The organism is Novosphingobium kaempferiae, assembly GCF_021227995.1.
In the GTDB taxonomy this organism is placed as follows: domain Bacteria; phylum Pseudomonadota; class Alphaproteobacteria; order Sphingomonadales; family Sphingomonadaceae; genus Novosphingobium; species Novosphingobium kaempferiae.
In genome coordinates, this window is sequence record NZ_CP089301.1 from 35,869 (window position 1) to 47,562 (window position 11,694).

An 11,694-nucleotide genomic window follows, 5' to 3' on the forward strand; every position below is an offset into this window, starting at 1 on the left:
TACCAATGACCCAGCACTGTGGTCTCGTTGCCGTCATCGGCGCTCCCAACGCGGGCAAGTCCACGCTCGTCAACGCCCTCGTCGGGCAGAAAGTGGCGATCACCTCCGCCAAGGCGCAGACCACCCGCGCGCGCCTGCTCGGCATCGCGCTGGAGGGTCACGCGCAGATCATCCTCGCCGACACGCCCGGCATCTTCGCCCCCCGCCGCCGCCTCGACCGCGCGATGGTCGCCGCCGCCTGGGAAGGCGCGCAGGAAGCCGACGCGATCCTGCTGATCGTCGACACGGTCAAGCTGCGCCGCCACGAACTGATGCCGCTGCTGGAGACGCTGAAGGACCGGCCCGAGCGCAAGGTGCTGGTGCTCAACAAGGTCGATGCCGGGGCCAAGGAAAAGCTGCTGGTGCTCGCGCAGGAATTCACCGCCGAAGTCCAGTTCGACGAGGTATTCTTCGTTTCCGCCCTCAGCGGCGACGGCGTACCGGAACTCAAGACCTGGCTGGCGAAGCTGATGCCCGAAGGTCCGTGGCACTATCCCGAGGATCAGGTTTCCGACGCCAGCGAGCGCCTGCTGGCGTGCGAGATCACGCGCGAGCAGCTCTATCGCCAGCTTCACGAGGAATTGCCATACGACGCCGCCGTGCGTCCGGAGGCCTACACCCCGCGCAAGGACGGCTCGGTGGAGATCCGCCAGCAGATCGTCGTCACCCGCGACAACCAGCGCGCCATCGTGCTCGGCAAGGGTGGATCGAAGATCAAGGCGATCGGCGAGGCCGCGCGCAAGGAACTGACCGAAGTGCTCGGCCAGAAGGTCCACCTCTTCCTCCATGTGAAGGTCGAGGAGAACTGGGCCGAGGCCAAGGACATCTACGAGGAAATCGGACTGGACTGGGTGAAGTGATGAAGGTCGGATTTTCGACCCTCGGCGCTGCGGCGCTGCTGCTCTGCGGCTGCGCCACGCCCTACATGAAGGCCGTGGCGGCCGAGAAGGCGCAGATCACGCAGCTGGAGGAAAGCCTCGCCGGGCAGCGCTACGTCGCCATCGGCTCGTCGTTCGCGGCCGGGCCTCAGCTGCCTCCGGTGAAGCCCAGCTGGCCCGCGCGCTGCGGCCAGAGCTTCAACAATTACCCCACGCTCCTTGCCGAACGCTTCGGCATGGTGCTGATCGACCGCACATGCTCCGGCGCGACGACCGACAACGTGCTCGGCCCCTGGGGCGAAGTGCCGCCGCAGATCAACAGCGTCACGCCCGAAACGAAGCTGGTCACGATCACCATCGGTGGCAACGACCTCTCGTACATCGGCAACCTGTTCTCCGCGACCTGCGCGTTCAACGCGAAGATCATCGCCGCGTCGGGCGCGAAGACCCGCGCCTGCGGGCCGGTCCGCATCCCGACCGAAGCGGACTACGTGCGTGACGAAGCCCAGTTGAACGAGATCGCGCGCCGCGTGAAGACGACCGCCCCGCAGGCGCGCATCGTCTTCGTCCAGTACCTGACGCCGGTGCCGCCGCCGGGCAAGCTTTGCGCCGACACTCCGGTGAGCGAGACCGATGCCGCCATCGTGCGCGAGATCGGCCGTCGCCTCGCCGAGATCACCGGCCGCGTGGCGCAAGCGCACGGCACCATCGTCGTCGAGATGAACCAGTCCTCCGCCACGCATACGCCGTGCGACAAGGAGCCTTGGATGATCGGCTCCCCGCAGGGTTATGACGGTCGGCAGGGCCTGCAGTGGCATCTCAACAAGGCGGGCATGCAGGCGACAGCCGAGGGTATCTCGACGTGGCTCATCAAGGGCGGCGTCAAGCCGGTCAAGCCCACCGTCACCGTCGAGCCGGCCCTTAACCCGCCCGTTCAGGCGCCGACCAAGCCCGCGCCGGGCCAGCCTATTCCGGCAGTGCCGGTCCCCGCGCCGACGGCGAAGCCCAGCCCCGCCCCCAGCGCGACACCGACAGCGAAGCCGACCGGCAGCACCAAGAAGCGTTCGTGACGCGAAGCTGACCGGTCTCGCGCGCGACCGTCGTATTCCTGCAACCGAAGTGCATTAAGCGCCCGTCCCCAACAACCGCCGTTCCCCCCGCGGCCGGAACGAGGAAAGGGTCGCTCATGGTCGCGCGGATCGCCGCTGCGGCGCGTCGGGATGCTGGTATCGTCGTGCGCCGCCCGCTCGGCGCACGCCTCGGTATCGGCTCGCTCGCGCTCTATTTGCCCGTGGCGCTGGCCGTGCGGCTGATGATGCTGGGCAAGCCCGCGTTCCAGTCGGACGAGCAGTTCTACCTTCTGGTCGGCCAGCGCATGGCGCAGGGTGCCCTGCCCTACGTCGATATCTGGGATCGCAAGCCCTGGGGCCTCTTCGCGATCTACCGCGCGGTCTACGCGCTGCCATTCGATCCGGTGCTGACCTACCAGTTGCTCGGCCTCGCCTGCTCGGTGCTGACCGCGCTGGTGATCGAGCGCATCGCCCGGCACATCGCACCTGCGCGAGCGGCACGTATGGCCGGACTGGCCTACCTGCTGTGGCAGCCGGTGTTCAACGTCGCACTCGGCCAGTCGCCGGTGTTCTACAACCTCCCCGTCGCGGTCGCGGCGCTGATCGTGATCCGGGCGCAGGTGCGCGTGGGCGATCCCCTGCTGATGCGGCGCGGCCTTGAGGCGATGCTGCTGCTCGGCCTCGCGATGCAGATCAAGTACACGGTCGTGTTCGAGGGCCTTGCGTTCGGGCTGATGCTGCTGGCGCGTGGCCGCACTGATGGCTGGTCGGCAACAAGGCTGGCTTTTGCCGGCATGGCATGGGCCTCAATGGCTCTGGCCCCGACCGGCCTTGTCCTGCTCGGCTATACCCACGCCGGGCACGCGCAGGAGTTCGTACAGGCCAACTTCCTGTCGATCATGGGCCGCTCGACCGACCTGCCCCATGCCTTCGCCAATCTCGGCAAGGAATGCCTTGCGCTGATTCCCTTCGCGCTCGCCATCCTGTTCGCACCGAAGCGTTTACGGCCCGTGCGCGGCACCCGGCCTGCCGTCATGCCGGGTCTGCGTATCTGGGCGCTCGCGAGCATAGGCGGCTTCCTTCTCTTCGGCACATGGTACGACCATTACCTCGGCCCTGTGCTGGTCCCGCTCTGCGTGCTCGCCGCGCCCGCACTGGCGCGCGACTGGCCGGGCGAGCGCTGGTATGGGAGGCTGCTGCTCGGCGCCGGCATCCTCGGCGCGATCGTGGTTCCCGTCGCACAGGTAATCGAGAAAGGCAGCGCGGCGCAGTTCGCCGCGACGACCCGCACGATCGCCGGTGAACTGCACGGCCGCTGCCTCTACGTGTTCGAGGGCGACAGTGCGCTCTATCGCACTACCGAGGCGTGCATACCGACGCGCTTCGCCTACCCGAGCCACCTCAACGCCATGAACGAGGCCAACGCACTCGGTATCGATCCAGCCGGTGAGGTGAAGCGCATCCTGCGCACTCGACCGGGCGTGGTCGTGATTTCAGAGACCCGCCGCCCCAACCAGCCGAACAGCCGGACACGCGAAATCGTGCTCGGCACCCTGCACCGCGACTACGAGCGCTATGCCCAGACGAGACTGGGCACGCGCCGGTTCGGGCTGTGGAGGCTGAGGGAGCGATAAGCGCCATACCTCAGCCTCACGGTATCAACGAGCCTTGGCGATGGTCATTCCATGCTGCCGCGCGGCGTCCTTCACCGACTCCTCGGTGCGGTTCAGTGCCTTCGCGATTTCCTTGAGGCCCTTCCCCTTGCCCGCAAGAGTCTGCAGCTTCTGCAGTTCCTCGGGCTTCCAGGGCTGCTTGTGCTTGGCAACCTTGTCGCTCATTCCGCAGCCTCCTTCGCCTTCTTGGCCGGAGCCTTCTTTGCAGGCGCCTTCTTCGCGGCAGGTTTCTTGGCCGCCGCAGCCTTCTTCGGTGCCGCCTTCTTCTTGCCCTTGGCCGGGCCCTTCGCGGCCTTCTCGTCGATCAGCGTGATCGCCTGCTCGGCAGTAAGGTCTTCGGGCTTCTGGTCACGCGGGAGCGTGGCATTGGTCGTGCCGTCCGTCACGTAGGGACCGTAGCGCCCCGCCATCACCTTGATCTCGCCGCCGCTGGTCGGATGCGCGCCCAGCACCTTGAGCGGTTCCGCCTTGGTGCGCGACGCCGCGCCGCCGCGATTGGCGGCATCGGCCAGCATCGAGACCGCCGCATTCATGCCCGTATCGAACACTTCGGCCGTCGAACGCAGGCGTGCGTACTTGCCATCGTGCGCGAGGTACGGGCCGTAACGCCCTATGCTTGCAGTGATATCCTTGCCCGTCTCCGGGTGCGGCCCGACCGTGCGCGGAAGGCTGAGAAGCTTGATGCCCCATTCCAGCGTCAGCTCGTCGATGTCCTTCGGAATCGAGGCGCGCTTGGCCTCCTTGCCCTCGCCAAGCTGGATGTAGGGCCCGAAGCGGCCTGTACGGCGCATGATCTCCAGGCCGGTCTCGGGATCCTTGCCCAGCCCCTCGTCATCGCCACCCTCGGCGCTGCCGCCGGGCTGCGCGAACTTGCGAGTGAACTTGCACTCCGGATAGTTCGAGCAGGCAACGAACGCGCCATAGCGCCCACCACGGAGCGACAGGCGACCCTCGCCGCACTTGGGGCAGACGCGCGGGTCCGTCCCGTCCGCCTTGGGCGGGAACAGGTAGTCGGAGAGGAAATCGTCCAGCGCCTCGGTCACTTCCGAGGGCTTCTTCTCCATCACCTCGTCGGACTTGGGCTTGAAATCGCGCCAGAACGCTTCGAGCAGCGCCTTCCATTCCTGACGCCCGCCCGACACGTCGTCGAGTTCGTCCTCCATGCCCGCCGTGAATTCATAGGCCACGTAGCGAGGGAAGAAACGTTCGAGGAACGATGTGAGAAGTCGCCCGGTTTCCTCTGCAAAGAAACGGTTTTTCTCGGTGCGCACATAGGCGCGATCCTTGATGACCTGGATCGTCGCCGCATACGTGGACGGACGACCGATGCCCAGTTCCTCCAGCCGCTTGACGAGGCTTGCCTCGGAGAAGCGCGGCGGCGGCTGCGTGAAGTGCTGTTCGGCGGTGACGCCCTTCTTGGCGGGCATGTCACCCGCCTTCATGAAGGGCAGCAGGCCGCTTTCATCGTCATCGTCGGACTTGTTGTCGCGACCTTCCTCGTAGACGGCGAGGAAGCCGGGGAACTTCACGACCTGACCCGAGGCGCGCAGTTCATGGCGACCGGTGCCGTCGCGCAGGGTCACGGTGGTGCGCTCCAACTGGGCCGAGGCCATCTGGCTCGCCATCGCGCGCTTGAAGATCAGGTCGTAGAGGCGCGCCTCGTCACCCGAACCGAAGCGGTCCTTGGTGAATTCGGTCGGGCGGATGGCTTCGTGCGCCTCCTGCGCGTTCTTCGCCTTGGTTTCGTAGTGACGCGGCTTTTCGGGGACGTAGTGCCCGGAAAAGCGCTCGGCGATCGCTGCACGGGCCGCCGAGATCGCGCTCGGGTCCATCTGCACGCCGTCGGTACGCATGTAGGTGATCGCGCCCGCCTCATAGAGCGTCTGCGCCACACGCATCGTCTGGCTGGCCGAGAAGCCCAGCTTGCGCGCGGCTTCCTGCTGCAGCGTGGAGGTGGTGAACGGCGGCTGCGGGTTGCGGCGGTGCGGCTTGGTTTCGACGCCCTCGACCTTGAACGCGCCCAGCTCCACCGCGGCCTTGGCCCGCATCGCGACGCCTTCGTCGCCGAGGCTCAGGCGGTCGAGCTTCTGGCCTTCGAAAGTCACCAGCTTGGCGGTGAAGTCCGTCCCGTCGTGCGCCATCTGCGCGGCGACGGACCAGTATTCCTGCGGCTTGAACGCCTCGATCTCACGCTCGCGATCGACGATCAGGCGCAGCGCCACCGACTGCACGCGGCCCGCCGACTTGGCGCCGGGCAGCTTGCGCCAGAGCACCGGCGAAAGCGTGAAGCCGAACAGGTAGTCGAGCGCACGGCGGGCGAGGTAGGCGTCGATCAGATCCTGATCGAGCTCACGCGGCGCCTGCATCGCCTTGGTGACGGTGTCCTTGGTGATCGCGTTGAAGGTGACGCGCTGCACGTCCTTGGGCAGCGCGCGCCGCTTGGCGAGCAGTTCCTTCACGTGCCACGAAATCGCCTCGCCCTCACGATCAGGGTCAGTCGCGAGGATCAGGCGATCGGCCTCCTTGGCCGCGTCGGTGATGGCCTTCACCTGCCGCTGCTTGTCGCCGTAGAGTTCCCAGTCCATCTCGAAACCTTCGTCCGGACGGACGGAGCCATCCTTGGGCGGCAGGTCGCGGACGTGGCCGTAGCTGGCGAGAACCTTGTAGTCCTTGCCGAGGTACTTCTCGATGGTCTTTGCCTTGGCGGGCGATTCTACAATGACAAGCTGCATTCTTTAACTCGATTTGCCCCTCGCGTGCGCGCACGCATACATACACGTACAAGGTGGGTCGCGTTTCGGTGGACCGTCAAGCCCCCTACGCTGCCCCCTTGCCGCATGTCGATGACGGGATAAAGCCGGTCAGTGGCTTTGCGACCCGAAATCCTTCGGAAGCACGCACTTGCCCGCATCGTAGTCACCCACTGCGCGGATGACTTCCGCCTTGTCCGGCTCGATGCGGCGTCCGGAAACCTGGCTGTCGATGATGCGGGTGAGCAGCCTGTCGAGGCGGGTGACGATGTAGCAGTCGATCGCCGGGGCTGCGTGCGGGTTGCCGACGCCGGAGTCATCGGTGAGGAACGCGTAACGCGACTGCGTCGCCGCAGCCATCGCGCGCATGACGTATTCGGCGAGGTCGCCGACGCCCGACGCGCCCACAGGAACGATCTGGACCCGGTTGGCGCGCAGGTGCTCCGTGGCCAGCCATGAAACCGGCACGTCGCCCGGATGAGGCGGGGCATCGGCGACGAGGAGCAGCGATTTGATCGCATCCGGCCTCCAGTCGAGGCGCGCCGCGCGGATGAGCGCATCCTGCATCGCTTCCTCGTAGTCGCCGCCACCGCTCGCCACCTGCTGCCCGATGTCGCTGCGCGCCCGGGCGATATCGCCGGTGAAAGGGAAAGTCCGGGTAACGAACTCGTCGCCTCGATCCCGGTAGAAGGTCAGGCCCACGCGGATGTCGAGTTCCGGATGGCGGCGATTGAGGCTCCCCACGATGGAGTCGATCTCGGCTTGCAGGAAATTGAGTTCGTCGGACATCGAGCCGGTGACGTCCACCACCAGAACGAGGTCCAGCTTCGTGACGCTGCGCGCCTGTCCCGCCAGCGTGAAGCCGACGCGGCCTGCTCCGGCGTTACGGGGAACGTCGAGCGTGCGCCAGGCGCCGCCCGCCGCGCGAATGCGCACAGTGTCGGAGAGGCGGTCCATGCCGGGGAAGAAGACCACCGTACCGTCAGCCTGCGTCGTGAAAGTCAGGCTGTTGCCATCCGAGCAGCGCAGTTCCACCGGTACGAACGGCGCGGGACGGCCGCGCGAATCCTTGACCTCCACCGTCACGAGCCGCGCGGTGTCGAGCACCGGAAGCGCCCGAATCTGCTGACCCAGATCGGAGCGCCGCACGTAGTCGGCGTAGAGCTCCGGATTGAGCAGGTCGTCATGCTCGCCAGCCGTCAGCGTGCCGCTCTGCGGGCGGAATTGCGGGCGGGGCCAGGACGACGGCGGCGCTGCGACGCGCGAAGCTGCGGCGCTTTCCGTGCCCCCGACCACCATTGGTGCGGCAGGTGGAGCTGCAACTGTGGCAACGGGAGGAGGCGGTGGCGGCGGCGGAGGAGGAGGTGGTGGCGCTGCCCCGACCGCTGTGCCTTCACTCTCCTCGACCCTGCGCGCCGTCACCACGACATCATCGTCGGCCGAAGCGGCCTTGTAGACAGGTCGTGGGCGTGGGCGCTGCCGGTTCGCCTCCTGCTCGGGGCCAAGGTCGGGAAGTGGTCCGGGGCGGCGGCAGAACTCCTGCGGTACGCTGCCCTGCCCACCACGGGAAACCGCCACAGCAGGAATCGTCGCACCGATCGGCATCGCGCTGCCTACCAGCGCCGTCATCAGGATTGCGGAAATCGCCTTGCGCATCGTCGTCACCCCTCGCCTCTGCAATCAACGCAAATCTTGGCGTCGCGGCATGAACCGTTGCTGACAGGCGCTCAACCGAGGCTTACCCGCCCCCCGGCATGACGGGCGAGGCGCCCATCGAGTTCCAGCTCCAGCAGCGCCAGTTGGACCGAAGCGGCGCTTGCGCCGGACTGGCGGATCAACTCGTCCACCGCGATGGGTGCGGTCGTGAGCAGGCCCGCGACATCCGCCGGATCCGCAGGCTCTTCGACGACCGGCAGGTCGGAGCGCCACGACTGTGACGGCTCGCGCAGACTGCTCCGGACGGCGCCGGAGAAGTCGGTCAGCAGTTCGATCACGTCCGCTGCACCCTGCACCAGCACCGCGCCCTCGCGGATAAGCTGGTTGCAGCCGTGCGAGCGCGGATCGAGCGGAGAGCCGGGGATCGCCATGACATGCCGCCCCATCTCGCCCGCAAGCCGCGCCGTGATCAGCGAGCCGGACTTCGGCGCCGCCTCGACCACCACCGTGCCAAGGCACAGCCCCGCAATGATGCGGTTGCGCGCAGGGAAATGGCGGGCGAGCGGCTCGGCTCCCAACGGCTGCTCAGCGAGCAGGAGGCCACGTCCGGCCACTTCTTCCTGCAGTGACGCATGTTCGGGCGGGTAAGCGATGTCGATGCCACTGGCGATCACGCCAACGGTCGTTCCCGCCGCGAGCGCGCCCTGATGCGCGGCGCCGTCGATGCCCCGGGCAAGGCCGGAGACGACCGTCCAGCCCTCACCCGCCAGTTCGTGCGAAAACTCGCGCGCCATGCGCACTGCCGCAGCCGAGGCGTTGCGTGCGCCGACCATCGCGACGCAGGGCTGCGCAAGCACCGAAAGATCGCCTCGATAGGTCAGGATCGGCGGCGCGCCTTCGGTTTCTGCCAGCAGCGCGGGATAGTTTGGCGAGTCGTGAAAGAGATAGCGCGCTCCGGCCTTGCGGGCCGCCGCGATCTCGTCATGGATCCGTCGCTCAGGGGCGGGAGCGTAGGGCCGTCCGCCTCGCCCCGCAAGATCCGGTAGCGCTGCGATGGCGCTGACCGCGTCTCCGAAGCGCCCCAGCAGGTGGAGATAGGTCACCGGCCCGACGTGCGGCGAGCGCAGCAGGCGGATGCGGGCGAAGGCCTCTTCCTGCGAAAGCCCCTCTCCGGCGCTCACTTGTTCTTGCCGCTCCCGATGCGCGGCTCGGTTCCGGCGCGCAGGCGAGCGATGTTCTCGCGATGCTGGAACAGCACGAGCGCGGCAATGACCGTCAGCACCAGCCCGGCCTCCGGGTAACCCAACACGAAGGCTGCCAGCGGCGCGACGACGGCGGCTGTCATGCCCGATACCGATGAGATACGCACCGTTGCCAGCAGGCCGATCCAGGTCAACGCGTAAGCAAGACCCACCGGCCAGGCGAGGCCGAAGGCCACGCCCGCCGTGGTCGCGACGCCCTTACCTCCCTTGAAGCGCAGCCAGACCGGGAAACAGTGGCCCAGAAAGGCACCTAGCGCAGCCAGAGGCGCCCAGACCGGCCACAGATGCGCCGCTATCAGCACCGCAGCCAGCCCCTTGAGCAGGTCAAGCAGCAACGTGGCGGCGGCGAGGCCCTTGCGGCCGGTGCGCAGCACGTTGGTGGCGCCGATGTTGCCCGAACCGATCGCGCGCAGATCGCCCGCTCCGGTCAAGCGGGTGAGGATGAGGCCGAAGGGGACCGAGCCGAACAGATAGCCAAGGGCCAGAGAGAGAATCCACGCCATGCGAAGGGCCTTAGCGCCGTATCGCGCGTTGCAGAAGACAGGTTGCAGCTTTCGACGTTGCCGGAACGGCCCCTGCGCGGTTAACAGGTGGCAAGGTCCAGGGATTGACGATGGTTTCCGACATGACGAGCGCGGCATATTCGGCCGCCAATTGCACCCTGCCGGCAAGCGTGGATCCGGCGGCGCCGATCCTGCTCTTCGATTCGGGCGTGGGCGGCCTCACCGTGCTGGAGGAAGTGCGCAAGGCGCTTCCGCTCGCACCGGTCATCTACGCCGCCGATACGGCAGGTCTGCCCTACGGAACCAAGACCGAGGCGCAGGTCGCTGCGCGGGTAGCGGGGCTGCTCGGTCGCATGACGGAACGCTTCCGGCCGCGCCTCGTCTGCATCGCCTGCAATACGGCCTCCACCATAGCACTCGGCATGGTGCGCGAAGTTCTCGAAGTGCCGATCGTCGGCACGGTGCCCGCGATCAAGCCCGCCGCTGCCATGACCCGGACCGGCGTCATCGGCCTGCTCGGCACCGAGGCCACCATCCGGCAGGCCTATGTGGATCGACTCGAACACGAATTCGCGGGCGACAAGCGACTCCTGCGACATGGCGCACCGGGACTGGTCGAGGCCGCCGAAGCCAAGCTGCGCGGCGAGCCGGTCGATCCCGCCCTCATCCGCCACGCCGCCGAGGCGCTGCGCATGCAGCCCGACGGCGACCGGATCGATACCGTCGTCCTCGCCTGCACGCACTTTCCGCTGGTCGAGGCCGAACTGGCCGAAGCGTTCGGCCCGGAAGTCCGCTTCGTCCATGGTGCGCAAGGGATTGCACGGCAGATTGCGCGTCTTACGACGGGACAGGATTATTCTCGCCAAGTTCCGGACCTCGCGCTATTCACCTCAGCGGGAGCCGTGCCCGATGCTTATGCCACGAAACTGGCGCAGTACGGGCTCTTGAGGATCGAGAGGTTTTGACGCGACGCCTTAACTTCTGGCTGTTTTCGGTACTGCTCGTCTTCGCCATTCCCTACTACTGGTTCCTAGCCGACGCCGGAGCCGGTCCGTGGACTGCCGATGCCCGGGCAAGGCCGATCACGATGGCCGAACTGCGTGCGCTCGCAGGGTCCATCGACGGCCAGCGTCCTGTCGAACTGCGGGTCGAAACCGTGGGTATCCGCCAGACCTCGCGAAATATGCTGATCGCCGGGGGCGGCATGAAGGCGATCCCCAATGCCGTGCGCGCCTACGAACTGATCGTGCCGGGCAGCGGTCCGGTCGTGATCGACGCGGGCGCATCCGCGAAAGTCGCCAAGCAGCAGGAGTTCGACTATTTCGACACTGCGGCGCAGGCCCGCATCGCCTCCGCGCTTTCGAAGGCGGCACATGCCATCCTGCTCGCCGACCGCCCTGCGCACAACGGCGGATTCCATGCGGGCACCCTGCAAGCCGGGGCCGAACGGCCTTCGACGCATGCCGCGCCCTACGCCCTTGCTCCCGGCGTCGTGGTCATTCCGGCGACCGGGCTCGCGCCCGGCTCGAACATGGTCTACGCCCGACTGGCCGACGACCGCGAATTCCTGTTTACCGGGGACGTCGCCAAGATCACCTCCAACTGGCTCGATCTCAACCTTCCCGCCCGCATCGCGATGCGTAACGAGCCCGCCTCCTTCCGCATCGAAAACCTCTCATGGTTGATGACGATCAATGCGCTGCACCGCTCGGCGCCGCAGATGATGATCGTGACGGGCCATGAGCAGGCAGCGATACCGTTTTCTGCAGGCACGTTTTCCGATTAGCCCATTGGTATAAGCGACTGGCAATGAGATACGCGATACGCTATTGGCCGCCGGAAAAGCCGACCGGAACAACGGAT

Annotated in this window: 10 protein-coding genes; 5 read left to right on the forward strand and 5 right to left on the reverse strand. The window is 66.9% G+C overall.

The genetic code is table 11. The features are described 5' to 3' along the window. The first annotated feature begins 5 nt into the window (after window positions 1-5). The 3 genes from era (at window position 6) to LO787_RS00190 (ending at window position 3,621) form a co-directional block, all read left to right on the forward strand. On the forward strand, window positions 6-899 hold the full coding sequence (gene era, locus LO787_RS00180; protein ID WP_232493884.1) for a GTPase Era: 894 nt from the start codon (window positions 6-8) through the stop codon (window positions 897-899). Then, window positions 899-1,987: an SGNH/GDSL hydrolase family protein gene (locus tag LO787_RS00185; protein WP_232493885.1), complete on the forward strand. Its 1,089-nt coding sequence runs from the start codon at window positions 899-901 to the stop codon at window positions 1,985-1,987. Before era ends, LO787_RS00185 begins: the two co-directional genes overlap by 1 nt. Window positions 1,988-2,103: 116 nt before the next feature. Continuing rightward, entirely contained in the window at window positions 2,104-3,621 is a 1,518-nt protein-coding gene (locus LO787_RS00190; protein WP_232493886.1) for an ArnT family glycosyltransferase, read from the forward strand. Between the two features lie 24 nt (window positions 3,622-3,645). Here the strand turns inward: LO787_RS00190 and LO787_RS00195 are convergent, their stop codons facing one another. From LO787_RS00195 to plsY, 5 genes are all read right to left on the reverse strand, one after another. Further along, the gene (locus tag LO787_RS00195; RefSeq protein WP_232493887.1) at window positions 3,646-3,825 is read right to left on the reverse strand and encodes a hypothetical protein; all 180 of its coding nucleotides are present in this window, start codon (window positions 3,823-3,825) and stop codon (window positions 3,646-3,648) included. Next, complete coding sequence (gene topA, locus LO787_RS00200) at window positions 3,822-6,392, reverse strand: type I DNA topoisomerase (RefSeq protein ID WP_232493888.1); 2,571 nt, start codon at window positions 6,390-6,392, stop codon at window positions 3,822-3,824. Before topA ends, LO787_RS00195 begins: the two co-directional genes overlap by 4 nt. A 129-nt stretch (window positions 6,393-6,521) precedes the next feature. Beyond that, the gene (locus LO787_RS00205; RefSeq protein ID WP_232496428.1) at window positions 6,522-8,066 is read right to left on the reverse strand and encodes a vWA domain-containing protein; all 1,545 of its coding nucleotides are present in this window, start codon (window positions 8,064-8,066) and stop codon (window positions 6,522-6,524) included. Between the two features lie 71 nt (window positions 8,067-8,137). Continuing rightward, on the reverse strand, window positions 8,138-9,247 hold the full coding sequence (gene dprA / locus LO787_RS00210) for a DNA-processing protein DprA (RefSeq protein WP_232493889.1): 1,110 nt from the start codon (window positions 9,245-9,247) through the stop codon (window positions 8,138-8,140). Next, complete coding sequence (plsY, locus tag LO787_RS00215) at window positions 9,244-9,831, reverse strand: glycerol-3-phosphate 1-O-acyltransferase PlsY (RefSeq protein ID WP_232493890.1); 588 nt, start codon at window positions 9,829-9,831, stop codon at window positions 9,244-9,246. The genes dprA and plsY overlap by 4 nt, the downstream gene beginning before the upstream one ends. A gap of 122 nt (window positions 9,832-9,953) precedes the next feature. Here plsY and murI point away from each other — a divergent pair, with 122 nt between their 5' ends. Both murI and LO787_RS00225 read left to right on the forward strand, forming a co-directional pair. Then, window positions 9,954-10,796, forward strand: a complete 843-nt coding sequence (gene murI / locus LO787_RS00220; protein ID WP_420847779.1) for a glutamate racemase — start codon at window positions 9,954-9,956, stop codon at window positions 10,794-10,796. Next, on the forward strand, window positions 10,793-11,617 hold the full coding sequence (locus LO787_RS00225) for an MBL fold metallo-hydrolase (RefSeq protein ID WP_232493892.1): 825 nt from the start codon (window positions 10,793-10,795) through the stop codon (window positions 11,615-11,617). Before murI ends, LO787_RS00225 begins: the two co-directional genes overlap by 4 nt. Window positions 11,618-11,694 lie beyond the last annotated feature (77 nt).

What these genes read in the sequence shown, in the direction of transcription:
- era (WP_232493884.1), top strand. Translation starts at nt 6, where the DNA reads ATGACCCAGCACTGTGGTCTCGTTGCCGTCATCGGCGCTCCCAACGCG.
- LO787_RS00185 (WP_232493885.1), top strand. Translation starts at nt 899, where the DNA reads ATGAAGGTCGGATTTTCGACCCTCGGCGCTGCGGCGCTGCTGCTCTGC.
- LO787_RS00190 (WP_232493886.1), top strand. Translation starts at nt 2,104, where the DNA reads ATGGTCGCGCGGATCGCCGCTGCGGCGCGTCGGGATGCTGGTATCGTC.
- LO787_RS00195 (WP_232493887.1), bottom strand. Translation starts at nt 3,825, where the DNA reads ATGAGCGACAAGGTTGCCAAGCACAAGCAGCCCTGGAAGCCCGAGGAA.
- topA (WP_232493888.1), bottom strand. Translation starts at nt 6,392, where the DNA reads ATGCAGCTTGTCATTGTAGAATCGCCCGCCAAGGCAAAGACCATCGAG.
- LO787_RS00205 (WP_232496428.1), bottom strand. Translation starts at nt 8,066, where the DNA reads ATGCGCAAGGCGATTTCCGCAATCCTGATGACGGCGCTGGTAGGCAGC.
- plsY (WP_232493890.1), bottom strand. Translation starts at nt 9,831, where the DNA reads ATGGCGTGGATTCTCTCTCTGGCCCTTGGCTATCTGTTCGGCTCGGTC.
- murI (WP_420847779.1), top strand. Translation starts at nt 9,954, where the DNA reads ATGACGAGCGCGGCATATTCGGCCGCCAATTGCACCCTGCCGGCAAGC.